We start from the raw sequence: 25,582 nt of genomic DNA, 5'->3' as shown, positions 1-25,582 counted from the left end.
CGGGTTGACGCCGCACAATAGCACCTTCTAGACGGTGGACCTGTGACACCCAGCCGCAGGCTCAAAATCCCCTTTGAACCTCTAGCAGGTAGAGGGTGTACATGCCGTTCTGAACCAAGAATCACAGGCGGACGGCTAACTTTGAAACTGACCGTATTTCAAAAAATCTTATGGGTACTGGCTGGTGTCGCAACGGCGGCATTTGCCTATCTGATGCTGTGGTCAGAATATAGACCTGCGCGGATTGAGGAGGGGTCTGTTCCGTTCGAAGCCAGGTTCGAACTGACAGATCACTCTGGTGTTGTCCGCACCCAGAACGACTTTGCAGGCAAGTGGATGTTGGTGTTTTTCGGTTTCACCAACTGCCCCGACGTTTGCCCTACAACACTGTCCGAGGTGGCAGCAGTGCAGGAAGGTCTGGGAAATCAATCAACCCAAGTGCAACCTATCTTCATATCCATCGACCCCGAGCGCGACACTCCGGCCGTGCTGGCCGAGTATGTGCCACTTTTCGATGCGGGGATCATTGGGCTTACAGGCACGCCGGAACAGATTGCGGAGACGTCCAAGACCTTTCCGATTTTCTACGAACGGATCGAACAAGCTACCGCACCGGACGGGTATACGATGGGGCATACCTCTCATCTGTTTCTGTTCAACAAGAACGCTGGATTCGTTCAGTCCTGGTCATATGGCACGCCAGCCGAAGAAATTCTTGCGGATCTGAAACAAAGACTCTGAGCACCATGTCCCGGTTTTCCAAAGATACACTTCTTGCCCTGGCCTGGACGATTGCCCTGGTTGCGTCTCTTTCTGTTCTGTTCATTGGAGAGATCTTGGGGCAGAAGCCCTGTGTGCTTTGCTGGTTCCAGCGTGCGTTCATGTTCCCATTGGCGATCGTACTGGGGCTTGGCCTGTGGTGGCAGGACCAGAACGTGGGCCGCTACGGAATAGCACTGGCATTGGGGGGCGCTGCTGTCGCCTTGTGGCACATGGGCCTGTATGCTGGTCTAATCCCCGAAAAAATCCAACCATGCTCGGCCAGCGGTCCGTCCTGCACGGATGCAAATCAAACTGTTTTGGGCATCCCGATTCCACTGATGGCGCTCGTTTCATTCGCGCTAATCGGCGTTCTGTGCGCCCTTTCACTCAAGGAGAAACAAGTATGAACAGACGTGGCCTGATTTTGTCCGTTCTCGCATTCGGTGTTGCCGGATTCGGAGCCGCTTCCTGGTACGTGAACCGTCCGGCTGCTTCAGGCAACACCGAGCCTGTCGCACCCGAAATCGCTGAAACACTTATCCGTTCCTACTCGCCTGTTCTCGGCCCAAAGGACGCACCGGTTACAATCGTCGAATTTTTCGATCCGGCTTGTGAAGCCTGCCGCGCCTTTCATCCGGTCGTGAAGGACATCATGGCACAGCATGGAGACGCGGTGCGCGTTGTGATCCGGTACACCCCTTTCCATGGCGAGGGCTCAGAGGAGGCGATCCGCGTGCTTGAAGCAGCACGCATGCAGGGGGTCTTTGAACCGGTACTGGAAGCCGTGTTGCGAGAGCAGCCCAAATGGGCCGCGCATGGTGCGCCTGAGCCTGGTCTTATTATTCGAATTGCAGCAGCGGCGGGACTGGATGCCGAGGCAGCGCAGGCACAAATGCTTGCGCCCCAGACAGTCGGTGTTCTCAATCAGGATCGCGCTGATGTCGAAGCGGTCGGTATAAGGCAAACTCCGACATTCTTCGTCAATGGCAAATCTCTGGATCCGTTTGGTGAGGCTGAATTGAGACGCCTGGTCGCTGCAGAAGTTGCAGCACTGCAAAGCTGAGTAGTAGCGAGAGGTACTATGAGACTCACTGCAAAAAATACACTTCTGGCAGGTGTGCTTGCCGCATTCGGCACCACTGCCATTCTCTCGGCACCGGTTCTGGCAGGGGGCGACGATGTTGTCGTTGAAGATGCCTGGTCGCGCGCTTCAATTGGCACCAACCGACCTGGCGTCGCTTACATGACGATCAGCAACACCGGCAATGAGGCCGTCACGCTGACGTCTATCCGCACCGATCTTGCGATGATGCCCGAGATCCATCAGACATCGACCAATGCAGAGGGCGTCAGTTCCATGGCACCAGCTGGCGAGCTGGAAATTGCGCCGGGTGGTTCCGTAGCGCTTGAGCCGGGCGGGCTCCACGCAATGCTCATGCGGCTGCAACGCCCTATGACCGAAGGCGAGAGCTTTACGCTGACTCTGATCTTTGCCGATGACACAGAAAAGACCGTCAACGTGCCGATATTTGGTATTGCTGCGCGAGGCCCTGGGAACTGATGCAGCGGCGACGCATTCTCACATTCGGGGCTGCTGGACTTGGTGTAATCGGCCTGACACTCTTTGCCGGATGGTGGCAAGTGGATGGGCCGGGAGCGGCTCAATCTGATCGCCTTCGTCCCCTTGCGTTGTCAGACATGAACTTTCGCATGGTTGATCACGAAGGGACCACCGTCACCCCGCAATCGCTCGTCGGATGTGCAACAATGGTGTTCTTCGGCTTTACCTACTGTACGGATGTTTGCCCGACGACTCTTTCGGATATTTCCCTCTGGCTGGATGATCTGGGCAATGACGCGGATGAATTGAACGTCGTGTTCATAACCGTAGACCCTGAAAGAGACACAGTCGAATCTATGGCCGACTATGTCAGCTACTTTCATCCGGCTGTCCGTGGGTGGGTCGGCGTTTCGGACCAAATCGCTCAGGCCGCAGACGATTTTCGCGCCACTTATGAAAAAGTTCCAATGGAAGATGGCGACTACACAATGAACCACACTGCAAGTGTATTTCTGTTTAGCCCCACAGGCGAATTTGTCAGCACCATCGACTATCATGAGCAGAGAGAATTCGCTGTGCCCAAGATCCGTCGTGCTTTGAAAAGTGGAGCGGATAAAACATCATGAACGCACGGTTTCTAGCAACCTCGGCAATCGCGATCAGCAGCGTCTCAATTGCTTCGATCGTGTTCATTGCCTCGAACAGGTCTGAAGTGACGGCGCCTGCGCCCACGGTCTTTCCGGTGCCCAAGCTTCCTGTGGAACCGCAGATCACATCGGCTCCGTTGCTGAACGTACCATCAGCAGAACTCGCTCCAAGCCCCGTTTCGTTTCGACCTGCTCAACCGGAACCCATTCAGGCAGAGGAACCTTTGCCACCTGTTGAACCGCCTTCACGGACATGGACGCGCGAACTTGCGTTGGGCGACACGCTCGACAGTTTGCTGTCTAAAGCCGGGATCAACGCAACCGATCGGGCCGAAATCGCACTTGCGCTTGGCGCTGAATATGATTTGCAGCGTTTGCGCCCGGGTCACTCGATAACAGTCGTTACCACCGCAGCGGATCAACCGCAGAGCGTGGAGCTTGCGGTGGAAGATGGTGTAAGAATCGAGGTGCTACTCAGCGAAACGTTGTCCACGCGCGTGGTCTCGCCAGAACCCGACACCGTCATTCTTGCCCGCAAAACAGAGATCGAAACTTCGATTTCAAATGCGCTGAGTAGCGCAAAGATCCCGGTTCGTTTTGCGGTGGATCTGGCGCAGATGCTGAGCGGGACAGTGGATTTTCGGAGGGATCTGACAGGTGGTGAAGCTCTCCGTCTTCTCTGGCGCGAAAAGAGCATCGATGGCGAGAGAACAGGCCAGCCAGAACTCATTTTTGCGGCGCTGGAGGTTGATGACCAACTTTATGAAATAGCATGGCCAGATGCCGAAAATGGCCGCGCCACAATCTATGTAGATGGTGAGCTTCTTCGCGTCTTCTCGCAGCCAGTCGAGGGCGCGCGCCTGAGTTCTGTCTTTGGTCGGCGGAAGCACCCGGTCTACGGAAATGTTCGGATGCATACAGGTGTCGATTTTGCTGCCGCACGTGGTACTCCGGTGCATGCGACGGCCCCGGGCCGCGTGTCTTATATTGGTTGGCGCGGGGGGTATGGGCGTGTGGTCGAAATCGCTCATGGATCGGACACGGTCACGCGATACACGCATCTTAGCGCAACCGCCGATGGTCTGACCAAAGGTCAGCGCGTGGAGGCGGGCCAGGTGGTTGGTCGTGTCGGGTCGACCGGCACCGCGACCGGCCCAAATCTTCATTATGAAGTATTGGTCGACGGGCGCCCGACAGACCCGCTTTCTGACGATCGACTTGCTGCCGCTGCGAATGACAAGGTAGAAAACGAAGCAGCGCAAAAGCGATTAAGTAGTGCACGGGCACAGCTTGAGAAGCAGCTGGGCGATCTCACTGCCAAGAAACGCGAAGCTAACTCGTGAGAGTTTATTCGGAACGCCTTCAGGCGCGCGGCTATCAGTATGACGGTTTGAACGCCTGAAGTGAACTGTACCGCAAATGAACAAAATCAGAGGATATAAAATGATGGCAATCGCGGGTGCCTTGGTAGGCGCCGTTTGGGGTGGGGTCCTGGCAAAGCGCCGGAATGGCAACAGCCTTGATATTCTTCAGTATGCTGCAGGATACGCCATCGTTTGTGGCCTGATTGCGTTCTTTCTGTCGATCGCAGTTGTGCGTCTGATTTCCTAGGCTGATCCGAATGGTGGTTGAAATTGAAAGCGCTGCTCAGGATTATGCTTGGGTTGGTTCTTGCAGCCCTGTTCATCGCTATCGTCTGTTTCGGCACGGCTACATATCTCATGCTGGCTTCTCTTCCGGACTATGAGGAAGATTTTAGGTTAGAGGGTTTGAAAGATTCTGTGGACGTCCTGAGGGACTCTATGGCGATCCCACATATCTCGGCTTCATCCCCGTCCGATGCCTATTTCGCACTTGGTTTCGTTCATGCGCAGGATAGATTGGGTCAGATGTTAAGGGAACGACGGTCCGCTTCGGGTAAAGTACCAGTTCCGCGATATCGCGATATAGATCCAGTTTTGTCTGAAATGCTGATCGCCTATGCAGCCGGTGTCAATGCCTGGATCGGGGAGGTGTCAAAAGACCGGCGTGGCCGGGGGGCACCAGAACTGTTGTTGTACGATGAAAAGACAATCATGGCCTGGCGGCCAGAGGATAGTCTCAGAATAACTCAACAGTTCTTAGGTAATCTGCGGCAGGCCGAGAGTGGCGGCGCGTCAATTCCAGGCGACAGACCGAAAACACCCGGATTGCTCAAGAGCACGCCAAAAGCTCGGCTGGGTGCCTGGGCATTGACCAGTGAACGAACGGTTTCCAATTCCCCAATTCTCGCGATCGAGACTAGCGGGCCGCTTTCGCTCCCATCAACCTTGTACATGGCTGATCTTCAATTTCCCTCGGGGGCAGTAGCAGGGGCGACTTTGCCCGGCGTTCCGTTCGTTGTTCTGGGTCGTTCAAATGACGTTGCTTGGGCCTTGGACTCAAATGCCGGGCAACCTGAATTGCAAAACGGCACATCCGAACGGGTAGATAGCGATATCTTTTTGAGAACTCTTTACCGACTGACACAGGTAGTCACCGCAAAAGACGCCGTGAAGTTGATCTCTGAAATGCCTCTGTTCGGGTTGGAGACCGTCGTTATTGACAAAGAAGACGTCATGACCTGGCCGGGCATCTCCGATGAAGATGCAATCCTGCTTCGGCAGCAAAGGCTCAAAGAACTTGATGCGCGCCAACGCGTTTTTTCAGTTGATGGTGTTATGGCGGTACAACAAGATACCGTTAGTTCAGCAGCGCGTAGCTTGTTGCCTCTGATGGCAGCGGACTTGTGGCGTTCTGCACCCATGATCCCCGCAACCGACGACCCGCTCGATGGAATCCGACAGGATGCCTTGAACCGCTTGGCTGAATGGAACGGTGAAATGGATCGTTTTTCGCCGGAGCCATTGATATTCTGGGCATGGACGCGTGCTTTGCAACGCCGATTTCTACAGGATGAATTTCCTGCGGCGCGTGATTTGTGGACCAATCCGAATCCATATTTTCTTGCCGCGGTTCTTTCAAATAGAGACGAGGCCGCGATGTGGTGTGACAATCGCACCTCAACTCGTGTCGAAACCTGCGACGAGTGGATCGTTCTCGCACTCGACGATGCGCTCGTCTGGATAACCGAGCGCTACGGTCCCGACCTTTCTTCGTGGAGCTGGGGAGCTGAACACATTGTGAATCTGGATTGGTCTGCGGTTAGCCCAGCCGGATTCCTCAATGGGTTGTTATCTGTGCGGGAACCGAAGTCCGGAGGACCTTATTCATTGCTCTCGTTTCAATTCGGGATGTCTGACGAAAAACCGTTTGCAACAAATATCGGCACGAATTTTCAGGCCGTCATGTCTGTTTCAGAAGACAAAGGCTTCTTTTTTCTGACACCATCCGGGCAGTCGGGACACCCGCTTTCGCGGTTCTACAAGAACTTGTTTTCTTCATGGATGCGCGGTGATTACAGGATGATGGCAATGGATCTGGCAGTAGCAGAGGGTGGGGCAGTGGGGCGATCCAAACTAACCCCCCACATTCAGGATGAAGCTGACTGATTAAAGTGCGGCGCCGGGAAACCTGATCAGTGTCAATGTCCCTCATCTTCAGGATGAAATGCCACTCAAAGCCCAGGACTGATTGATATATCGGGCACCACGCCACAGTGATAAATTGCGAAAATCGGCTGTGGGATGCTGATTTCAATGGGCATCCCACAGCACACGCGATCTTAGGTTCCGCGCGCCTGATTACTGCGCATGCGCCAATTCAGCATTTTCACCTGGCGTTCCAACGGTTTCTGTTCCTGTTGAGTGTATGTTACCCTCCGAGGCTTTCAGAAGCCGCAAGGCGTTAGCCACGACCAGCAAGGACACTCCGACATCTGCGGCGATTGCACCCCACATTGATGCCAATCCAAAACCGGTAAGGGTCACAAACAGTGCTTTGGTCGTAAGTGAGAAGCCGATGTTCTGACGGATGATCGACATGGTTCGACGTGAATGATCGATCAGCCAGGGTACTTTGCCGATGTCATCAGTCATCAGAGCAATGTCTGCAGTCTCAATAGCAGCATCAGATCCAACTGCACCCATCGCAACTGCATAATGTGCCCGAGCCATCGCAGGCGCGTCGTTGACGCCATCGCCGATCATCGCAACCATCTCGTGCTGTTCTGCCAGTTCCTCAATCGCAGCGACTTTGTCCTCCGGCAGAAGTTGGGCCCGGACTTCGTCGATGCCGACTTCGGCTGCTACCGCTCTCGCTGTTTGTTCGTTGTCACCAGTCAGCATGATGATTGACTTCACGCCCTGCGCATGAAGCCGGGCTACGATGCTTCGGGCTTCGGGTCGAATGCGGTCCCGCAGCTCAAGCAAACCGGTTAACCCGTTCTCATCCCCGACAACAACAATTGTGCTTCCCGCGCTCTCGATTTGGTTGCGCAACTCGGCAGGGATGGACGCGCCAAAGCCTTTCTCGACAGCGAAGCGGTCAGAGCCAAGCCAGATATCTCCACGCTCGGTACGGCCTTCCAGACCACGACCGGGAACGGTTCGGATGTCTTCAGCCGCCGATATCGAAATGTCGGTCTGTTCTGCCCGGGTCAAAATGGCGCGGGCCAGCGGGTGTGAAGACCGAACCTCAAGGCTGGCAGCGTTCGCCAACAGCTCCTGCTCGGATGCGGCGCCCAGCGGATAGACATTGGCCACTTCAGGCTCGCCCATGGTGATCGTGCCTGTCTTGTCCATGGCCAGTGCGGTGGTACGCCCGGGGGCTTCGATATATGCGCCGCCCTTAATCAGAACCCCAGCCCGGGCCGAAGCGGTCAAAGCCGCAACGATTGAAACCGGTGTGGAAATGACGAGCGCACAGGGGCAGGCGATAACCAGCAGAACAAGTGCATTGTAAAACCAGAAGCCCCACGATGCGCCAAATGCAAGCGGTGGGATCAGGGCGATAGCCACTGCGACGACCATAACGATGGGCGTATAGATCCGCGCAAATTTTGTAACCCACTGCTCAACCGGCGCACGGCGAGCATGAGCATCACCGACCATCCGGATGATCTTGGCAAGCACGGTATCGGACGCTGTTTTCGTCGCACGTATTTTGAGGGTGCCTTCACCATTGATTGTGCCGGCATAGACCTCATCACCCAGCTCTTTAGGAATCAGCGCGCTTTCACCTGTGATTGGAGCCTGGTCAACGGCACCAGCCCCTTCGATGACTTCCCCGTCAAGTGGAATGCGATCCCCACCCCGAACGATGAAGCTGTCACCGACAAAGACATCCGCCGCCGGGACCGTTGCCTCAGAACCGTCAGCACGAACCAGCCGAACCGTCGGGGGGGCCAGATCAAGCAGTGCGGATACCGCGTTCCGAGCACGTCCGACACTCCAGCTTTCCAGATAAAGAGAGAGCGAAAAGAAAAATGCTACAGTTGCCGCTTCAAAAAACTCACCCAGAGCGATGGCACCAGCGACGGCAACAACCATCAAAAGGTTCATATCCGGCGAAAGTCGACGCGCCGAAGACCAGGCCTTAGGGGCCACCAGCCAGACGCCAAACAAGATCGCGACCGCGAACAAAGCTGCCTCGGCTAAAGGCATCGGAACCTCACCATGTCCCGAGAACAGCCCGAGCGCACCGCCCATGCCGGTTTCGAAAATGTGCCAGCCAAAACCTGCTGCCCAAAACCCTCCGCTAAGAGTGGTGAACCGCCGCTGACGTGCAATATGCGCCGCCTGGTCCTGGGCGGCATTTCCGTCATCCCATGGTTTGGCGGTCATACCAGTACTCGCAACCAGCAGCATGACATCTTCGTCAGATAACTTGGAAGCACTATCAAGAAGTGTCATCCGACCGTTGATCACATCAAATGCAAGATACTCTTCACCACCTGCTTTCGGGCCGACGACACGGTTCAGGATCGCCACCTCTTCGGCGCAATCAAGGCCAGAGACCTGAAAGCTTCTACCACCTTCAGGAATTGGACCGGCGGGGGCGATGTCGCCACACCCGCCACTACCGCATGCGTGGTGACCATGTTTGTTTTCGTGGCCATGGTCGTGGCTATGGGTATCGGATGACATGATTGGACCTCAAGAATCTCTATGGTCCTTTGTAAATAGTTCCTACAGTAACTAGAGCTTCAATACCTTTTATATTTTTTTCATCCGGGTTCTTTGCCTGCGATATTGTTAGTTCATTTCGTCTTGCGGGCCGGCCGTGTGGATGCAATCTAATTGCAGATGACGCAAAAAATTTGGAACAGATCAATGCAGAAACGGATCGCCATGACCATCACGTTAGTCTCGATTACGGCTGGTTGCTCAGCCCAGTTCACTGGGGCCAAAAGCAAAGCACTTGAACCAGGCAACGTGCCAGATTCGGTGGTAGCGCTGGCAGGGCCGGCGCAGGATTTGACCACGGCACGCCTTTTGCCAGAAGATAATTGCTTTTGGTATGAGCACAGCGGACCTGTCGAGACGACATTGGTACCATTGCGCGCGACGAATGGCGCTCCGATCTGCATTGCGCGCGACGCCTGATCGAAATGAGGGCAGCGACGTCCACCTACGCTGCCCAAAATTTATGAGCGGGCTGTGACGCTATCTTCGGCCGAGTATAGGAAAGCGGTCGAGCCGGTTTTCACGTTTGGGTAGAGGTCATTGATATGAGCCATGATCATTCGCACACATCCAGAACTTGCGCGACCGCCGATGCTTCTTGGCTCAGGCGTGCCGTGAATTCTGAGATATGTGTCTCGGTCTCCAACGTATAGATAAAGGGCACGAGAGCCGAGAGCATTATTCGGCCCGGGCTCCATGCCATTCCGGAATTCCGCGTATTCGGGGTTGCGCTCGATCATTGAAGCGGTTGGTGTCCAGTGTGGCCATTCGACCTTTCGGCGGATAACATAGGTGCCGGGCTCGTAAAGATTCCCACGCGCGATCGCTACGCCATAGCGCATTGCGGTCCCGCCTTCTTCGATATGATAGAGATAGCGCGCGACGGCATCCACATGGATGTCACCTGGAACCAAACCATCATTTGCCGCGACGCGTCTTGGTAAAAAACGGTCATGAACACCCCACGGATTTGAGGTCATTGGATCGTAACCAATTGGCGTGACTTGACTGTCCCAATAGGTCTTCTGCGATGCGGTTGGCCAGGTTTTGGCGATCAATGGACTGGCCGCAGACGCCGAGAACAGCGCTGTGGTGGATTGAATGAAATGGCGCCTTGTAAGCATAGGTCTCGTCCTGGTTCACAAGTTTAACGTATTTGGATCGCACTATCGCGAATTAATCCGAATCTTAAAGCCTCTAGCAGCTAGAGCTTCAAGAGGTTTCAGGTAACGCTTGGTTTACCCTGTCGATCAAGTGACCGGTTGCGTGAATCCTGCTTCGGTCGAGTTTACATTGGAATAGGTCGCAAAGACAATTGACACAGGCGAAGCCGCCATTGTAGCGGTGAATTGCTTTCGGTTCCTGATGGCGGAAGCCAAAAGGATTAAAAGGGAATACGGTTCGGTGTTTTCAATGGCGCCAATTCCGTAACTGCCCCCGCAACTGTGAGCGGAGAGCGATGCCAAGACACCACTGGTTTGTAATGGAACCGGGAAGGTTGGCGGAGCGAGCACCCGCGAGTCAGGAGACCTGCCGTAAAGCGCCGGGCTATGCCCAGACTGAACCTGTCGGCCTTGCGGTCGATTCAACCTGACAAGCCGCCGGGTGAGGCGGTAGGGAGAAAGAACATGCATATCGAACCGGGCATCGTGAATGGTGCCAAAATCGCGCTTTCCTATGTTACCGCCGCAGGTGCGGCTACTTACGCAGCGAAAGAAACGTTTTCCACATTGCGAGCGAATGGACCTGCATCTTTTGTTATGCGCTCGGTGCTCGCCACCGTTGGTGTTTTCCTTTTCTTCGAAGTCCTGCCGCATTTCCCGGTTGGTGTCTCTGAAGTCCACTTCATCCTGGGGTCGACGCTGTTTCTGCTTCTCGGTGCTGCACCCGCGGCTTTTGGATTGGCAGCTGGTCTCCTGATTCAGGGTGTGTTTTTTGCCCCGTTCGATCTTCCGCAGTACTTCATCAACCTGACCACTCTGCTGGTGCCGCTATTTGCGCTAAAAGCACTGGCCAGCCGCATCATCGCACCCGGCACAGCATATGTTGATCTCAAATATGGCCAAGCTCTTGCGCTGAGTGCGACGTATCAGGGAGGAGTAGTCGCATGGGTTGGGTTCTGGGCCTTCTACGGCCAGGGTTTCGGCGCAGAAACCATGGCGTCGGTTCTGTCCTTTGGCGGCGCTTATATGCTGGTAATCGTCATTGAGCCGATTGCTGATCTGGCAGTGCTTGCGGCAGCCAAGGCGATGCGCGGTTTGAACAGTACAGGTCTGGTGACTCCGCGTTTGTACAACGCTGCGAAAGCTTGACCAAAGTTTGAAGCGGTGTCCTAAACTTGGGTTGCCGCGAAACAACCAATAGTCGCAGGACCAAAATTTTATTGTGGCGCGTCTCGAGGGCGCGCCACATTGTTTTTAGCCGCTAGAAACCTGTACCCAACGATCAGGGTGATTTGGGTCCTGTATTCGTAGGAAAAGATACCTCGTTTCCTTCCACGATTTGATCCTGTTGGTGACATTGTCCAGAATCAAATCGCCTTCACTCGAGCGATAAACTAAAACTGCATGGCCACTGCGATTGGTGTCTAAGACAGTTGCAATAAGTAGCTTCGTAGGATCCAAGCCGTTCTGAATTAGTTCAAACTTCTTTTGCAAAGCGAAATCTTCGCAATCCCCTGACCCCTGCATTGGTAGCGTCCAGTATTCCTTTGTCCCGTATTGGTTTTGATCCGAAACGGCGCGGATCCTCCGATTGACGCGCAAGTTAATCGCTTTAACGATCTGTTTCTCCTGCGCTTCTGGCAGACCAGAAGTACGAGTATTCGCGCACGCCCACGAATAATCTTTGCAGAGTGATTTGGCGCCAGATGGCGCCTGAACCTCTCTATCTAGTTTGATCCAGGGAAGCTCAGAAGCTTGCAATGAAGCGGCGGAGACAAGGTAGCTGCATATGATACAGGCCAACGATAGATAAACTGGTAACCGTTCCGAAAGTTTTTTCTGAGCGGAAGTAGGTTTTGTCATATCTGCTTTCCCCATACTCGTTTCTCCTGGGTATCTGAAGCTACCAAGCCAAGAGAACTCTATTTCAATCTTTTATGTTCATCGACGCATTACAACAGCTTATTCAATTTAAAATGCAGAGCAGCAAAGTTCGCGAGCGCGCAGTTTTTAGTCGTGATTGTGTGCGTGAGCTTAATTGAGATTCTTGCAGCGGCATAGAAGAAAGCCGGCTAGTAGTTCTGGGTTAGAAACGCTTGAGGTTTGGGACGGATTTGGATGACGCGTCAAGCTGAACATCTTTGTGCAATGAAATGGGTATCTACCGTTCGCCGGGGCGCACCATACCAATGTATCTGTGGTCAAATGTTTCATGCGACCAGTTGTAACTGGCAAATGCAGATTTCCCCTGACCAAGGTGTGCAGGATTTGATGGGAAATTCTAAACGGAGGACTTCGTCGCTACACTCAGTCCTCTGTTAACGCGCATAGCGAAGTGAGCGATGAGGTGGGCAGGCTCAGTGGCCTACGAGCCATATTGCGTCAGGTTTCTATTATGCGTGTAAGTTTCGTACGATCGACTTTGGAGGCATGCCGCTTGTCCATAGGGATGTTCTTAATCGAAATCACATTTGGAACGTCAAAACCAAGCGCAGATTTAGTCCAATCGTCGATGTGATCCGCGGAACCTTGGACGCAAAGTGTGGGGCCTGCTTTGGTATTGACGAGCGCGCATCGATCTACGCCTGGCCATCGCTGTGCCGCGACTTCGATAGCAAAGGGGAAGAGCGTACCTGAAAAGACTTCAATTTCGGACCCGACGTGCCCCCATAACCATAAACGCCCGTCATCATCCAGCGCGCCAGCGTCACCGGTCCGGTGCCATATGACACCACCTTCTTCGATTTTATTGTTCTTCGAGTGGGTCGGGTCCAAATACCCGTCATTCACATGTGCGCCGGCGACCTGAATTTCATTGTCGCGGATGCGGAGCGTGATTTCGGGCACCGGGTATCCCACAAGGAGACCCCTTCCAACAGCCATGTCGCGGTGATCCTTCACCGTGATATCCGCGGCGTCAAGATGGGCAATCGGTTCAGCCTCGGTCGACCCATAGACGCACACAACTGACAGGCTGTGCCGGGTTCTCAACGCCTCGACAAGACTCGGAAACACCGGACCGCCGCCGGTAAACACCGTGTGCAACGGACCGGTATCGTCGGATTGAACCAGTTTTTCACATAGCGATGGTGGGATGAGGGCCCGGGTGATCTGTTGCGTTTGGAGCCAGCTTTCCAACTGTACAGTCGACAGGCGGTCCGGCTTGCTTAACCTCCAGTTGGGTAGAACACTTGTGCGCCCGGCCGCCAGATTGATCAGGGTGAACACCGGAAAGGCCACCAGATCGCGCTCGGCCTTGCGGCTGTCGAGGAGGGGTGCGATGGCATCGTACTGCGCCATCAAAAACGCGTGCGAGCGCGGAATGGCTTTGGGCTGGCCAGTTGTACCAGAGGTAAAGGAAATAAGGGCGATATCGTCCGGTTGTACCTTTTGCGCCACCGGGTTGCTACGGCTTTTACCAGGCGTCAGCAGGGGCAGGGCCCAGAGATCCGGAACCAGAAACTTCAGCAAAGAATACGCACCCGCTGCACAGAACGCTTTTGGCTTCGTTGTTCGGGCGGCGTGGCGCAGACCGGCCAGCCCTAAGGCTGGCTCTGGTAAGACAACGGTTGCGCCAAGGGTCCAAAGCGCAGCCAGACTCGCATATAGGTCCGCGTTGACAGGCATGGCCAACAACACGCGATCACCTGACTGGATACCCTTGTCCTGCCACCGACCTGCCAAGTGCTGAACGCGCGTGTGCAGGGTTTGAAAGGTGATCTCGCGGCCCTTGCCGTCCACTATGGCTGTCCGGTCAGGAACCCGTTTAACCGCCGCGGCGAATTGGGACAGCAGGTCAGCCATTCAGCTTCCGTCCAAGCAAAGTATAGCGCCGGAATATTGTCGCGCCTTCCGCTGCACTGCGCTCGGCGGAGGTGTTGTCATCATGGATCAGCGCATGAATGGCGGTTTCGTACCCCATCCTGAACGCCGCCTTGTGAAACCGGTGAGCCAGATGCCGTCCGGCGCCCGGTTCGAGACTTGCATAGGTCTTGAGGATTGCGGATGCCGGATTGGGGCCTTCGGCATAATTGGGAATGCCAAACAGAAACCCGGCCAATGTCCCGTCATGGCGGCGCGCAAAAAGGATCAGCTCGCGCTTCATCATCGGCACAACTGGCATATACATGGCCAGAAAATCTGCCTCGGCAATCGGCTTGTAGAACGCGTTGTTTGAGAACGCACGGGTTGAAAGTTTGAAGACCTGACGAAACAGGGCCTCGGGGTCTGTTCCATCCCATTCTTCCACGACAAAACCATCGGTTACTGGCGGTGCTGATCCAGCGGCGGTCCGCAACGACACCCGGGCCGAAAAATACCGGCTGATCTCTGTAAATCCCGCCGACTGGAAAACCCTGGGCTCATGAAGTTTGTTGGTAGGCTCCATCAGGAACGGAGCGGACCCGTCGCTATCCGAGACGAACCGGTAACTGTGCCAGGTGTCGCCCGACATTGGCCCAATAATGCGGTTGAGGCCGGCGTCTTTCACCCTCTCGATCCCTTTGCACAGGATTTCGGCACCGGCTTCGGGCGTTTTGCAGGAAAAATCTCCGAAGGTCGCGGCGCGCGCGCCCTCCCAGATCGGACCGTTCAGATAAACGGTCAGCTTTGCATCCGCCGTTCTGATGATCTCATTGGTCATGAAAAAACTCCGGCAAAGAACCCAGTACTTAGCGATCCAGCAACGATCCAAACGTAGTAAAGCAACGGCGGCGCGAGGGCCAACAGCGTCAGCTTGAGCACCCGATCTTTTTCGAACCAATGTGGTCGGAGCAACGGCGCTGCGGCTGAACAAGCTAATGAGAACAGGGCCAGTACAGTCAGCGGCTCGGCCCAGTTCGACTGTTCAGAATTCTGGGAAACAGCCCATGTCCGAATAAGAAACAGGACAGCCGCAGCAAGTGGTATCACAATAGGAATGGGACGCAGCGCCACAGCAGCGAGGCCCATAGCCAGCCCCATCGCACTGAGCCCAAAAAAGGAAACTGCATCCCATCCCGTTGCATTTCCCACCGCAAGCCAACCAAATCCCAAAAGCCCCAAGGCGGCTATGATATCCAGATCGGGGTACTTACTGTCACAAGGAGAAGCGGTACGCGCCCAGCCATGTGTGGCAAGAACCATGATCGGCAGTACTGTGTTCTGCAGCTTTGCGGCGGCCAGCAGCAAAAAAACCGCGACAACATAGACACGGGTCGCATGTTTGGTCAGGCCCAGTTTGGTTCCCACTACGCCGAAACTGGCAAGGGCGGCAAAGAACATGGCGGCCAACAGCGCGAGCTCTGCCAAAGAGCTGAAATAGTGGCCGTTTAGGAAAATCAACAAGCCAAGCGGCAGGAACAGGTTGTCAAACCCGCGCCAGCTTTGTGCCTCGACTAATGTACCAAAAGCCGCAACCATAAGGCACAACATCATGATGTTAGATGGCGGGAGTTTCGATAAGAACAAGAAGCAGATGATCGCAACCAATAGCGTTACGACAAAAAACACCACGGACCCTTCTAAGCTCTTGTCGCCATCTTCTACCACGTAGCGTTTGGTTCCATACGTGGTCCCGGCAAGCGCAGCGGCTGCATCCGCGAGTGTCAGAACGGCGATTGGCAGTATGTAGAACAGCGTGTTTTCCCCGGCTAGCAGAAAGCAAAGCCCAACTGACAGGGCGAGCAGAAAGTCGCCGTAGGACGTACGATCCACACCATGCAAAGTTGCACCCAGACCCGACGAAAAACGAGGCAGGCGCAGCACCAGCATCACCAGGATTGTGGCCGCAATCAGCATGTAAACCGGCCAGCGATCGGGAAACAACCAGGGCAGTAGCAACGCAAAGAGGCCGGTGCTGACATGCATAAGCTTGCGCTGCACTTCGGGTTTCAGGCCCGCTGTATTGGCCAGATTGCGTATAATCATCATTACGCCGACCAGAGCCAGCACCGACCCCGCCGCCAGCAGAATCTGCCCAATAACAGTCACGGTTGAAACTCTTCGACGACGAAATCCGAATAGAAGAATGCCATGTCGCGGGCCTTCTGCTGTGTTTCGATGTCGGTCAGGGTTTCAACCTTGTTTCTGAATTCTGGCGGAACCCTCCGGGGTGCCATCATGTTCCAATAGACTAGTCGGGCATTTGGCTCTGCAGCGGTCAGGATAGACCCGTAAACCTGATGGAAGGTCTCGGGCGACATGTACTCGAAGATGTCGGACAGGTTGAATCCTCTGGCTTTTTCGTCGGTCGACACAAAAGCCTCAAGCGATCCAAGGCGGATGTCGAGACGATCCAACCGAGATCGGATTGTCTCATAATGCTCGGAACGCCACGCCATTGGCAGCGCGTCGCCATGATCGCCTTTGAGAATCCAGTGCAGATAGGGATTTTGCGAGGGATCGGTGGTGACCCCCGCATGACGTATGCGGCGGGCGACATGTTGGGCCGGGCTACCCTCGACATGGTCGAAAAACGCACTGTCCCGGCCCATGCGACCCATGACGAGGCGAGAGAAGAAGATGTTCAGCATAAGACGCCATCGCACCGTGTTGAACCGTGTGTCGAAGAACGACTGTCGCTCTGCGGGCGAGCGGGGTACAAACACTGCGTCAATCGTTCGGCGTGAATGCACAAGAGGCAGTAGCCAAGTTCGAAAGATGCGAAAATAGCGCTCGAACTTGCCGACGCCACCGATGCCGTGTTTTTCGACTTCCGTGATCAGAGTCCGCCAGAAAGCGCGCGTTTCGGCATCTGTGGCTTCCAAAACCTGGTTCAGCAATGCGCCCCGTCGGCTACTTCGCCGCGAGCCGGTGAGTTCAATGAATTCGGGATGGGTCAGCACCTTATAGGCCGCGATCCTGAGCTTAAGGCAGGCCAGCTGGGCCGGTGAAAGATCCAGAACGACAATGCGCGCGGGATCGAGTGTCAGCATTGCCAGCGCATTATCCCCGGCAGAGCAGATGGAGACCAATGTCTTGCCCGCACAATCGCCCAAGGCGGAGGTAAGAACATCCGCGTCTTCCCACAGTTGGGCATAGCGGATATGGTCGAAATCCGCTTTTTTCTCAATCTCACTGCTACCCATCGCAGCGTTCCACCGCACCGCTTGCCCCGTCGACCCGGATCATCTCGCCATCTTCGATCCAGTTTGTGGCGCCTTTCAGGCCAACCACGCAGGGGATACCCAGTTCGCGCGCGACAATCGCAGAATGTGACAACAGAGACCCCCGTTCGACGACGATGGCGGATGCGTTCGAGAATACTGCGATCCAGCCCGGATCGGTGTGGCGCGCCACAAGTATATCTCCGGGGTTCAAGGCCTCGGTGCGCGGGTCGCGGATCACGCGCGCGCGCGCCTTGATCTGACCTGCGGAACAGCCCGTGCCCTGCTTCATCCGTGCAGGGTCCACCTCGGCGACTGCGCTCTCGGACCAGACCGGCGCGATGGCGGGGCCACGGATTTCGATGCGTTCCGGCGGGTCGGGGCGTCGGGACGAGGCTTCGTCTTCCAGTTTGCGCCGCGCAACGATGCCTTTCAGATCAGGTGACAAGCTATGACCTTCGACTGCTCCGAGAACTTCATGTGTTGTCAGGAAGAATACATCCTTTGGCGATGAAAGCAGGTCACGCGCAGCGAATTCGCGGCCGATGCCCAGAAACACGCGCCGCGCATAACCAAATATGCGCGTGCGTTCAAAGCGCAGGTTTTCTCGGTCGCGCACCCGCGCCTTGGTCCAGCCCAAAATCCATTTGGCGAAGTGCCGTTTGAGTGGGTTTGACGGAAACAGAGCCTTCCAGTCCGGTTCATCGCCGTCCTGACGCCCGGAAGGTGGACGTTCAGCGCTGGCTGCAATGGCCAGCAACAGACTGGTCGGGTCATCGCGTAACGGAACGCTTTCCAGCTTGAGCTCTTCCGTACACCGGTCGCCGAACTTCTCAAGATACGCATCAACCTCAGCTTCGATTTGCCGGTGTTCTGACAAAACCGACAGATGTGCATTGGCCTTCAAAGGAGCGGCAAGCCCTGCCTGCCGAACCAACTCTCCCATCCGGGCGATGCGTTGCGCGGGTTCCGCCGAAACGATATCACCTTGCCCGATCATGAGGTCGTTGTGCAGGGTCAACCCGGCCTCGCCCAGCCACTTTTGCAGCAGGTTGCGCGAGCCGCCAAAGGCAATCATGCACAGGAAATCGTTGATCAGCGGGGCATCCCACCGATCCAGCAGAGTGCTTTCAATGCGCCGGTATTCCGCGGCCAGTTGGGTCGCGTTAGAGGCGTTCACGTTCAGCCCCGTCTGTAATATGTCGTTCAGCCTACGGTAAAAATCACGCCGGGTCTGCGGTAGTCGGATGGCCTGCCAGATCAGACCGCCCGCAACCTTGGCCAGTTTCGCGTACTCCACGACCTTGCGCCAACCGGTAGTGGGGGGCGGGGCAAGAGCATCCGTGACCTCAGGCGGCATCGGTACAGAAACGCCCATCATCGTTTCCATATAGTCGCGGTTCAGCGAAAACCCGGGCAAAAGCGCCAGCGCGCGATACCAGTTGATCAGATTGTAATAGGCGCGCCCGTCCACCCGCCCCAGTAAATTGTCAAACACAGTGGGGTTCAGCGCGACCGTGTGCCGGGACACGCCCAGCAGCCTAACGAAAGCGCGATATACCTGAGAATACACGTGCAGGGCAAAGGAATAAGTCAGCGGGCTGACGATGCCCGGATAGCTTTCGACGATATTGGAATTGTCGAAAATGGTAAGCGTCTGATCTTCGAGCGGGGCAGGGCGCAGGGTCGTGGTGATCGGGCGGGCCTGCAGAATATGCAGCCCTTGCGCATCAATGGCCCATTCGATGTCCTGAGGAGAAACGAATAGCACCTCGGCCTTTCGGGCTAGGGCTGCGATGGATCGCGCCTCCGTGACGGTCAAATGTGCAGGGGCGTCGGGAGCGCTTTCCGGTACGCCATCTGCATCGATGACCCAGTCTTCTCCGTCCGCTTCCCCCGACACAAGCTGCTCTGCAAGCCCGTCAATCGCTGAGATCACGACCACATTGCGCCGGCCACTGACCGGATCGGCGGAAAAGGCTACCCCGGCCGCTTTGGCATCGATCATGCGTTGCACGATGATTGCGGGGGCCTCGGCCTCGCCACCGGATTTGACCGCGCGGTAGGTTTCGACCGTTGATGAGAAACCGGATTGCCAAACCTGCTTGGCCGCCGCGATTACACTCCTGCCGGGAACATTCAGGACCGTTGCGAACTGTCCTGCATGGCTGTGGTCCACGCCATCTTCGGACTGGCCAGAACTGCGTACCGCGTACGGCCCGGACCCGAGTGTTTCAAGCGCGGTGGACACAGCCAGTCGCAGGCCTTTTTGCGCGATCGGGCCCGATTGCCCCATACGAAACGCGTCATTTGTGATGACAAAGAATGCGGGCGGGGAAAACCCGTGCTGTGACAGATGCGACAGGGCTGCCGCTTTGCCTCCAACCACAGAGATGTCGTTGGCATCCATTTGGTCGACGATGAAAGTCATGCTACGGCTCCGATCAGGTAGGGTAGGAAACCAGCCGTGGCATAGCAGAAAAATACCCACAGACCGGAAACAGTGTCCATCCTGTTTTGTGCTTTCACAGTGGGTGTCTGACCGTAGTGGAATACAGCAACCCCGCAGGGAACCAGCGCTAGTGCGCCGATCAGGGCGCTTGGCCAGCCAACTCCGGTGGCGCTTCCTGTGCCGGCGAGAAGCGCGTAGGATAACAGAACGCAGCCGAACCAGATACGTCCCGCCATACGCGGACCCCATTTGGAGGAATAGGTGTCGACCCCTTCAATCTCGTTTTCGGGCGCCCACAATTTCCGCCCGATCTCAAGGACGCAGCCATTCACAAAGGACAACGCCAGGAACAGCCATAGTGAGGGTGCTGCGCCGCCTGCCGGCAGCCATTCGAGGCCAGTCAGCAATAGATCGATCAAGGGCATGATTGCCATGTGGCTTAGCAGGTACAGAACCGGCCGGGCCTTCAGCCAGGCCGGGACACCGAATTCAACTGTCATCGCAGCGAGCCAGATCCAAACCGCGCCCAACAGCCACAAAACCGACGGGTGCCAGAACCAGGAAGCCGCAAGTGCAAGTGGAATGGTCAGTAAGCCCAAGCTCAAAACTTCGCCTGGTGAGACCAATCCGCGTGGGATTGGCCTGTTGGGTCGGTAACGTCGGTCATCCTCGGCGTCCTTGAACTCGTCACAGACCCGCATCTGGAAGAACAGCGCCATGGCCAGCACAAAACCGGCGGCAAAGGCAGGCCACTCGGGCAACGGGCGGTCTGCCAGACGGGCAGACACACAAATGCTGGCCATGGAAAACACCAGCAACAGGGGGACGGTTTTCTTAAGCGGAAAGCGCTCGGATTGGTAAATCCAAAATCGGTTCTGAAAGCTCATCTGTGGCGGGCCAGACTTTCATGGGCGCGGGTGAAATGACCGGCAGCAATCGCGGCGACAATGGAGATTTCGCCGCATAAGCACGTGGCCGCAGCAACTTCGGCCAAAGCCGTGCCACACCCGCTGCCCCGTAGACCGAGTATGTTCAGCGCTGCTGCCTGGCTTGGCAAACCGGTTCCGCCGCCAACCGAGCCGACAAGGATATTCGGAAGCGTAACCGAGCAGAATAGATCGCCGCCCCTAGGTTCCATACGCGTGACGCCCATTGCACTTTCGGCAACGCAGGCCGCGTCCTGTCCGGTTGCGATATAGAACGCAGCCAGCCCGTTGGCATAATGCGCCTGTGCGCCAAACTGGCCAGACAAATGTGCGCCCAGATTGGCGACACGGCCATAGTCCAGCATCGCCTCGACCGTCGTGCCCAGCGTCTTTTCGACAATCTCAGCCGGCAGCGTAACCGAGGCGCTGACCTTACGCCCGCGCCCCGTCACCAACCCCAGCGCCGAGGCCTTTTTGTCGCCCGAGAAATTACCTTCGACATACCAGTTCTCAATCGCAACAGGACAGCTATCCGCGATTGCATGGCAAAGGGCGTCGGTGGCGATGGTCACCATGTTCTGACCTGCAGCATCACCAGTGGTATAGCGGCAAATCAGGAAAACGACGTTGGTGTCAATGAATGGCTCCAGCGATACAAGCTTGCCATGACGGGTCGTCGCTTCGGCCGCAGATTTGAGCCTGTCAACATTGGTCACCACCCAATCCACAAATTGCCCCGCTCTTAGCAGGCTATCGAACACAAAGGCCGGGGTCCGCAGCACGCCTTCGTATAAAACAGCGGTACTGATACCGCCCGACCGAGTGGCGGCGTAGGCGCCCCGGGCATAAGATGCGACCAGCGCTGCCTCGGTTGTTGCGAGGGGGACATGAAAGTCGCCGTTGGCGTTCATTCCGTTCAGGCGTAAGGGGCCAATAACCCCGACTGGAAGCTTAACCGTCCCGATGAAATTCTCGATATTGGCGCCATAGGTTTCGGCATCTTCGATAGCCGCCAAATCTGCAATTTGTGCCTGATCCTTGTCGCTGGCCGTTGGTTTCAACTTTTCCCAGAATCGTGCGACCATCTCCTTGGTCGGCTTGCGAGATGGGCGTAAGGTTGAAAACTCTGCATCGCTTGGCGCCATCTGCTGAGGTATCTGGTCAGCATCAAATCGTGCTTTTATGCGTTGAAGCATTTCCCGGACATGAAACGGAATTACCAATAGCGCGCTCCAATAGATTTTCTGTGCAACGCTGTTGCAACCAAAAACCGCTGCGAGGCAAGTTATCAGTCGTTTGATCGAAATCCAGTCAAATGTTCATCGATCAAGTGTTTGATCCTAAAGGGTCTCGCATTTGTCGCAGTTGAATTTACCGGTAGGCCTGAGGACGATGATCTTGGCACGACACGCATCGCCAATGCGGGCCCCCAACTCACGCGGGGCCGGCACGTTTAGTGAACATCTCAGTCGCAGCAAAAAGGATGCGGAAAACCTACATTCGCAGCAATTTTAAATAATGTATTTCAATCCTGATAGGGGCCGGATTTGTCAAAAACGAAACAATTCAAAGGATTATCGGAAGCTCAAGCGTAACGCTCGCTCCTCTTTCGACCTGGTTGATTAAGACTGATCCGTCGTGGCGCTGCGCCACCGCAGAGACGATTGACAAACCCAGGCCACTGCCTTCGGAATATTCCAACTGGGAGAACCGACTAAATGCAGCTTCGCTTTGGTCGGGCGAAAGGCCAGCGCCGTCATCAGCGACAGTAAGCCTAACGTTTCCGCCGTCAGAACGCAGGACGACTGAAATGCGGCTTAGTTTAGCGCCACCGTGCTTAACAGCATTGTCTAACAGGTTCTTTAGAGCTTCAGTTAGAAACACCTGATCACCTGATACTATGACCGCCGTCTCGGGCATCGTGACATCAAACTCGATGCCTTTTGCAAGAATGTGAACTCCCATTTCTGCGCAGGCTTCTTCGACAACCGAGCGGAAATCAATTTCAACCATTTGATCTTGGTGCGTCGGTTGCCTGAGCCGTTCAAGTGATAGCAGTTGTTCAGCGACTGTTGCTGAGTTCTTTGCCGCTGCGACAAGCTCGATGATGCGTTTATCGCGGTCTTCATCGGTTTTCGCATCTCGAAGCGCTTCGGCCATCGACTGAACGGCGGCCGCAGGGTTACGTAGCTGATGTGCCGCTTCGGATATGAACACCTGATGGGCATTGATACTTTTTTCCACCTGTCCAAAGAGTCGATTCAAGGTTTTGACGACACCTTGAACCTCGATCGGTACCGGGCGTTTGATCTCACTCAGGTCATCTGGTGAGCGCAGGTCGATTGCGTCCTGTAAATCCAGGAGGGGCCGCAGCCCGCGAGCAACTCCGAACCATACCACAAATGCCAGAGTGGCAAGTAGGATTCCCATGAGAATTCCTGCGCGGATTGACAGCTCATTTGCAAACGCGTTGCGATCCGCCATACGTTGCCAAACTGTGACCGTCGCATCTCCTATGAGATTTTCTATGGTCACACGTTCTGTCAGCTTAAGAACTCGCACCGGCTCGTCGCGATAGAGTGCTTCGAAAAACTGCGGCCTGTTCGCCTCTTGTGCAGACGGGTTCGCGGGTGCCGGAGGGTATGCATAGCCAGTCACGTAGATGCCACCCGGGCCCGTAACATGATAAAAGATCTCTCCGCCCGACGCGTCGCGGATCAAGCTGCGCGTGGTGGGCGAAAGTGCGTCACCTCCTGAAATCGCGACATCTCGTGAAATTGCAAGACCGGCAGATAGCAGGCTGTCGTCAAACAGCTCCTGAGCCGTTTCCTGGGCAATCATGAAGCGCCAAAGCCCAAGAAGGATCGCAAGCAACACCAAGGGCGTCAGGATAAGAATGAAGAGTCGTAGCCTGAGGGAGCCGTGCCTGATCACTTCTGCACCTCAAGAAGGTACCCCAGACCGCGCGCTGTCTTGATCTTAATGCCGAGATTCTGAAGGCGTTTTCGTAACCGCGACACATGAGGTTCAACAGCTGAGTCATCGACATCGGCCCCAACGCCATAGACATAATCTGTGAGTTGGCTTTTAGGAACAATTCTGCCCCGACGCTCCAACAGGCATTCAAGCACCGCTATTTCCCGCCGTGGTATATCCATGACTTCGCCCTGAACACTAACCTGACGCGATGCACGGTCGAATTCCAGGCTACCAATGCTCTCCCGCGCTCCGTAGTCAAGCTCTTTGCGCCGAGAAAGCGCTCGGACGCGTGCTTCTAACTCGTCCATTTCGAAGGGTTTGACCAGATAGTCATCTGCGCCCATATCCAAACCGGTCACCCGGTCGCTTGTTTCGGTGCGCGCTGTTAGCAGGATCACGGGCGCACTGTCACCACGTTCGCGAAGCGATCTCAGGATGTCCAACCCTGACCGGCCGGGTAGGTTGATATCCAGAACGATCAAATCCGCGCCTTCTTGTTGAAGATACAGGTCAGCCGCATCTCCGTCAGTCAGTATATCTGCCGCATGACCTCGGTCACGAAGGCGATAAGCAATGGCATTGGCGAGTGGCTCATTGTCCTCGACTATGACGATCCGCATTAGGTCTCCCGCAAGTTTCGCGCAAGGTTGGCGCTCCATGATTGCCAGATGGGAGGGGGAATCAACCCCACAGTTCTATTTGCGATCACGGTAGCGCCGGGGGCGATGACGTGATTGTCTGGTCAACAGGGAGGAACCAATGACCATTTCCAACTTCACCCGTCGCGCCGTCGTGGGGCTGATCGCCGCCGCCGGTATCGCTGCACCTGCCGCTGCCGAGGTTGATTTCTCTGGTAAGACCATCGAATGGGTCATCCCGTTCTCGGAAACGGGTGGTTCGGCGAAATGGGCCAACTTCTTTGCGCCGCTTCTGTCCGAAGCTCTTCCAGGGCAGCCGACCGTGGTCGTGAAATTCATGCCGGGTGCCGGTTCGACCAAAGGCGCAAACTGGTTCCAGGACCAAAGCCACGATGATGGAACCTTGTTGTTCGGCACTTCCGGTTCAACTCAATTCCCTTATCTGCTGAGCGATCCGCGCGTGCGTTATGAATACAACGACTGGATCCCGGTTATGGCGTCCGGGACGGGAGGTGTCGCCTATCTGAACGCAGAAGATGGTGCCAAGTTTGATGGCTCCGCAAATGCGTTGAAAGACACGAACTTCATCTACGGCTCGCAGGGCGCGACCCGACTGGATCTCGTGCCGCTGTTGGCCTGGCAAATGCTGGGTATGAACGTTGAGCCAGTCTTTGGCATCAAAGGCCGTGGCGATGGTCGTCTGATGTTCGAACGTGGCGAAGCTAACATCGACTATCAGACCTCATCCGGCTATTTGGGTGGATCGGCCCCGCTGGTTGAGGCCGGTCAGGCTGTGCCGATGATGACCTGGGGGGCGCTGGATGCCGATGGAAACATCGTCCGCGACCCGACCTTCCCTGATATTCCAACCTTCAAAGAGGTTTGCGAGGCAACGGATGGCTGTGAAACCAGTGGCGAGGCGTGGGACGCTTGGAAAGCGTTCTTTGTCGCAGGTTTCCCGGTTCAGAAGTTGGCTTTTCTGCCTGGCGATACACCACAGGAAGTGGTCGATGCCTACACCGCAGCTTTTCAGGCTGTGACCGAGCGCGGCGACTTTGCTGATATTTCGTCCAAACGCGTCGGTAAGTACCCGGTATTTGTGGGCGACGGTTCCAAGGCGGCGCTGCAAACCGCGACAAACGTCGACGACAATGCCAAAGGCTACGTTCTGAACTGGCTCAAAGAAGCCTATGGTGTCGAGCTGAACTAAGCCCACACACCACAGCGCGCACCCCAATGTCGGGTGCGCGCTTTTTCAAACACAA

General features: G+C 55.6%; 23 protein-coding genes and 1 riboswitch. Of the genes, 11 read left to right on the top strand and 12 right to left on the bottom strand.

All coding sequences use genetic code 11. The features are described 5' to 3' along the window. Nucleotides 1–141 precede the first annotated feature (141 nt). The 8 genes from ACR0NM_RS16020 (at nucleotide 142) to ACR0NM_RS15985 (ending at nucleotide 6,500) form a co-directional block, all read left to right on the top strand. The gene (locus ACR0NM_RS16020) at nucleotides 142–741 is read left to right on the top strand and encodes an SCO family protein (RefSeq protein ID WP_480459756.1); all 600 of its coding nucleotides are present in this window, start codon (nucleotides 142–144) and stop codon (nucleotides 739–741) included. 5 nt (nucleotides 742–746) lie between these two features. Continuing rightward, nucleotides 747–1,169, top strand: a complete 423-nt coding sequence (locus ACR0NM_RS16015; protein WP_170392751.1) for a disulfide bond formation protein B — start codon at nucleotides 747–749, stop codon at nucleotides 1,167–1,169. After that, the gene (locus ACR0NM_RS16010) at nucleotides 1,166–1,825 is read left to right on the top strand and encodes a DsbA family protein (RefSeq protein WP_480615647.1); all 660 of its coding nucleotides are present in this window, start codon (nucleotides 1,166–1,168) and stop codon (nucleotides 1,823–1,825) included. Before ACR0NM_RS16015 ends, ACR0NM_RS16010 begins: the two co-directional genes overlap by 4 nt. Before the next feature lie 18 nt (nucleotides 1,826–1,843). Next, the gene (locus ACR0NM_RS16005) at nucleotides 1,844–2,323 is read left to right on the top strand and encodes a copper chaperone PCu(A)C (protein ID WP_170516108.1); all 480 of its coding nucleotides are present in this window, start codon (nucleotides 1,844–1,846) and stop codon (nucleotides 2,321–2,323) included. Beyond that, nucleotides 2,323–2,949, top strand: a complete 627-nt coding sequence (locus ACR0NM_RS16000; protein ID WP_480615645.1) for an SCO family protein — start codon at nucleotides 2,323–2,325, stop codon at nucleotides 2,947–2,949. Before ACR0NM_RS16005 ends, ACR0NM_RS16000 begins: the two co-directional genes overlap by 1 nt. Continuing rightward, complete coding sequence (locus ACR0NM_RS15995) at nucleotides 2,946–4,313, top strand: peptidoglycan DD-metalloendopeptidase family protein (RefSeq protein ID WP_480615643.1); 1,368 nt, start codon at nucleotides 2,946–2,948, stop codon at nucleotides 4,311–4,313. The genes ACR0NM_RS16000 and ACR0NM_RS15995 overlap by 4 nt, the downstream gene beginning before the upstream one ends. A 100-nt stretch (nucleotides 4,314–4,413) precedes the next feature. Then, nucleotides 4,414–4,581 carry a hypothetical protein gene (locus ACR0NM_RS15990; protein ID WP_170565334.1) on the top strand — a complete coding sequence of 56 codons (168 nt, stop codon included), beginning with the start codon at nucleotides 4,414–4,416 and terminating at the stop codon, nucleotides 4,579–4,581. Between the two features lie 23 nt (nucleotides 4,582–4,604). Beyond that, complete coding sequence (locus ACR0NM_RS15985) at nucleotides 4,605–6,500, top strand: penicillin acylase family protein (protein ID WP_480615641.1); 1,896 nt, start codon at nucleotides 4,605–4,607, stop codon at nucleotides 6,498–6,500. 192 nt (nucleotides 6,501–6,692) lie between these two features. Here ACR0NM_RS15985 and ACR0NM_RS15980 read toward each other — a convergent pair whose 3' ends face one another. Further along, nucleotides 6,693–9,035, bottom strand: coding sequence for a heavy metal translocating P-type ATPase (locus tag ACR0NM_RS15980; RefSeq protein WP_480615639.1), 2,343 nt, complete (start codon nucleotides 9,033–9,035; stop codon nucleotides 6,693–6,695). A gap of 186 nt (nucleotides 9,036–9,221) precedes the next feature. Here ACR0NM_RS15980 and ACR0NM_RS15975 point away from each other — a divergent pair, with 186 nt between their 5' ends. After that, nucleotides 9,222–9,494, top strand: a complete 273-nt coding sequence (locus ACR0NM_RS15975) for a hypothetical protein (protein WP_480615637.1) — start codon at nucleotides 9,222–9,224, stop codon at nucleotides 9,492–9,494. Between the two features lie 41 nt (nucleotides 9,495–9,535). Here the strand turns inward: ACR0NM_RS15975 and ACR0NM_RS15970 are convergent, their stop codons facing one another. Next, a complete protein-coding gene (locus ACR0NM_RS15970; protein ID WP_170402530.1) occupies nucleotides 9,536–10,198 on the bottom strand; it encodes a L,D-transpeptidase in 663 nt (220 codons plus the stop codon). 215 nt (nucleotides 10,199–10,413) lie between these two features. Beyond that, nucleotides 10,414–10,626, top strand: a riboswitch (cobalamin riboswitch). A gap of 76 nt (nucleotides 10,627–10,702) precedes the next feature. Here ACR0NM_RS15970 and ACR0NM_RS15965 point away from each other — a divergent pair. Further along, on the top strand, nucleotides 10,703–11,386 hold the full coding sequence (locus tag ACR0NM_RS15965; RefSeq protein ID WP_480615635.1) for an energy-coupling factor ABC transporter permease: 684 nt from the start codon (nucleotides 10,703–10,705) through the stop codon (nucleotides 11,384–11,386). 105 nt (nucleotides 11,387–11,491) lie between these two features. Here ACR0NM_RS15965 and ACR0NM_RS15960 read toward each other — a convergent pair whose 3' ends face one another. The 10 genes from ACR0NM_RS15960 to ACR0NM_RS15915 form a co-directional block, all read right to left on the bottom strand. Further along, nucleotides 11,492–12,115: a transglutaminase-like cysteine peptidase gene (locus ACR0NM_RS15960; RefSeq protein WP_480615633.1), complete on the bottom strand. Its 624-nt coding sequence runs from the start codon at nucleotides 12,113–12,115 to the stop codon at nucleotides 11,492–11,494. Between the two features lie 504 nt (nucleotides 12,116–12,619). Further along, nucleotides 12,620–14,041 (bottom strand): AMP-binding protein, encoded by a 1,422-nt coding sequence (locus ACR0NM_RS15955; RefSeq protein WP_480615631.1) that lies wholly within the window; start codon nucleotides 14,039–14,041, stop codon nucleotides 12,620–12,622. Beyond that, the gene (locus ACR0NM_RS15950; protein ID WP_480615629.1) at nucleotides 14,034–14,879 is read right to left on the bottom strand and encodes a hypothetical protein; all 846 of its coding nucleotides are present in this window, start codon (nucleotides 14,877–14,879) and stop codon (nucleotides 14,034–14,036) included. The genes ACR0NM_RS15955 and ACR0NM_RS15950 overlap by 8 nt, the downstream gene beginning before the upstream one ends. Next, a complete protein-coding gene (locus ACR0NM_RS15945) occupies nucleotides 14,876–16,207 on the bottom strand; it encodes a hypothetical protein (protein ID WP_480615627.1) in 1,332 nt (443 codons plus the stop codon). The genes ACR0NM_RS15950 and ACR0NM_RS15945 overlap by 4 nt, the downstream gene beginning before the upstream one ends. Next, nucleotides 16,204–17,304: a BtaA family protein gene (locus ACR0NM_RS15940; protein ID WP_480615625.1), complete on the bottom strand. Its 1,101-nt coding sequence runs from the start codon at nucleotides 17,302–17,304 to the stop codon at nucleotides 16,204–16,206. The genes ACR0NM_RS15945 and ACR0NM_RS15940 overlap by 4 nt, the downstream gene beginning before the upstream one ends. Further along, nucleotides 17,297–19,753, bottom strand: coding sequence for a PEP/pyruvate-binding domain-containing protein (locus ACR0NM_RS15935; protein ID WP_480615623.1), 2,457 nt, complete (start codon nucleotides 19,751–19,753; stop codon nucleotides 17,297–17,299). The genes ACR0NM_RS15940 and ACR0NM_RS15935 overlap by 8 nt, the downstream gene beginning before the upstream one ends. Further along, nucleotides 19,750–20,661 (bottom strand): UbiA family prenyltransferase, encoded by a 912-nt coding sequence (locus tag ACR0NM_RS15930; RefSeq protein ID WP_480615621.1) that lies wholly within the window; start codon nucleotides 20,659–20,661, stop codon nucleotides 19,750–19,752. Before ACR0NM_RS15930 ends, ACR0NM_RS15935 begins: the two co-directional genes overlap by 4 nt. Beyond that, nucleotides 20,658–21,896, bottom strand: a complete 1,239-nt coding sequence (locus tag ACR0NM_RS15925; RefSeq protein WP_480562557.1) for a hydroxymethylglutaryl-CoA reductase — start codon at nucleotides 21,894–21,896, stop codon at nucleotides 20,658–20,660. The genes ACR0NM_RS15930 and ACR0NM_RS15925 overlap by 4 nt, the downstream gene beginning before the upstream one ends. 370 nt (nucleotides 21,897–22,266) lie before the next feature. Beyond that, entirely contained in the window at nucleotides 22,267–23,577 is a 1,311-nt protein-coding gene (locus ACR0NM_RS15920) for a sensor histidine kinase (protein WP_480615619.1), read from the bottom strand. A 53-nt stretch (nucleotides 23,578–23,630) separates the two neighbouring features. Further along, entirely contained in the window at nucleotides 23,631–24,299 is a 669-nt protein-coding gene (locus ACR0NM_RS15915; protein WP_170424968.1) for a response regulator transcription factor, read from the bottom strand. A 139-nt stretch (nucleotides 24,300–24,438) separates the two neighbouring features. On the opposite strand from ACR0NM_RS15915, the gene ACR0NM_RS15910 reads away from it, so the two are divergent. Continuing rightward, nucleotides 24,439–25,527 (top strand): type 2 periplasmic-binding domain-containing protein, encoded by a 1,089-nt coding sequence (locus tag ACR0NM_RS15910; RefSeq protein ID WP_170818923.1) that lies wholly within the window; start codon nucleotides 24,439–24,441, stop codon nucleotides 25,525–25,527. Nucleotides 25,528–25,582: the final 55 nt, after the last annotated feature.

The sequence above is a fragment of the Ruegeria sp. AF2 genome, from assembly GCF_056542025.1.
Note: the sequence above shows the minus strand (reverse complement) of the source record. Positions and strands in the feature narration are given on the sequence as shown.

Coding starts and splice junctions, on each gene's coding strand:
- ACR0NM_RS16015 (WP_170392751.1), top strand. CDS start 747: ATGTCCCGGTTTTCCAAAGATACACTTCTTGCCCTGGCCTGGACGATT.
- ACR0NM_RS16010 (WP_480615647.1), top strand. CDS start 1,166: ATGAACAGACGTGGCCTGATTTTGTCCGTTCTCGCATTCGGTGTTGCC.
- ACR0NM_RS16005 (WP_170516108.1), top strand. CDS start 1,844: ATGAGACTCACTGCAAAAAATACACTTCTGGCAGGTGTGCTTGCCGCA.
- ACR0NM_RS16000 (WP_480615645.1), top strand. CDS start 2,323: ATGCAGCGGCGACGCATTCTCACATTCGGGGCTGCTGGACTTGGTGTA.
- ACR0NM_RS15995 (WP_480615643.1), top strand. CDS start 2,946: ATGAACGCACGGTTTCTAGCAACCTCGGCAATCGCGATCAGCAGCGTC.
- ACR0NM_RS15990 (WP_170565334.1), top strand. CDS start 4,414: ATGATGGCAATCGCGGGTGCCTTGGTAGGCGCCGTTTGGGGTGGGGTC.
- ACR0NM_RS15980 (WP_480615639.1), bottom strand. CDS start 9,035: ATGTCATCCGATACCCATAGCCACGACCATGGCCACGAAAACAAACAT.
- ACR0NM_RS15975 (WP_480615637.1), top strand. CDS start 9,222: ATGCAGAAACGGATCGCCATGACCATCACGTTAGTCTCGATTACGGCT.
- ACR0NM_RS15970 (WP_170402530.1), bottom strand. CDS start 10,198: ATGCTTACAAGGCGCCATTTCATTCAATCCACCACAGCGCTGTTCTCG.
- ACR0NM_RS15965 (WP_480615635.1), top strand. CDS start 10,703: ATGCATATCGAACCGGGCATCGTGAATGGTGCCAAAATCGCGCTTTCC.
- ACR0NM_RS15960 (WP_480615633.1), bottom strand. CDS start 12,115: ATGGGGAAAGCAGATATGACAAAACCTACTTCCGCTCAGAAAAAACTT.
- ACR0NM_RS15955 (WP_480615631.1), bottom strand. CDS start 14,041: ATGGCTGACCTGCTGTCCCAATTCGCCGCGGCGGTTAAACGGGTTCCT.
- ACR0NM_RS15950 (WP_480615629.1), bottom strand. CDS start 14,879: ATGACCAATGAGATCATCAGAACGGCGGATGCAAAGCTGACCGTTTAT.
- ACR0NM_RS15940 (WP_480615625.1), bottom strand. CDS start 17,304: ATGGGTAGCAGTGAGATTGAGAAAAAAGCGGATTTCGACCATATCCGC.
- ACR0NM_RS15935 (WP_480615623.1), bottom strand. CDS start 19,753: ATGACTTTCATCGTCGACCAAATGGATGCCAACGACATCTCTGTGGTT.
- ACR0NM_RS15930 (WP_480615621.1), bottom strand. CDS start 20,661: ATGAGCTTTCAGAACCGATTTTGGATTTACCAATCCGAGCGCTTTCCG.
- ACR0NM_RS15925 (WP_480562557.1), bottom strand. CDS start 21,896: ATGCTTCAACGCATAAAAGCACGATTTGATGCTGACCAGATACCTCAG.
- ACR0NM_RS15915 (WP_170424968.1), bottom strand. CDS start 24,299: ATGCGGATCGTCATAGTCGAGGACAATGAGCCACTCGCCAATGCCATT.
- ACR0NM_RS15910 (WP_170818923.1), top strand. CDS start 24,439: ATGACCATTTCCAACTTCACCCGTCGCGCCGTCGTGGGGCTGATCGCC.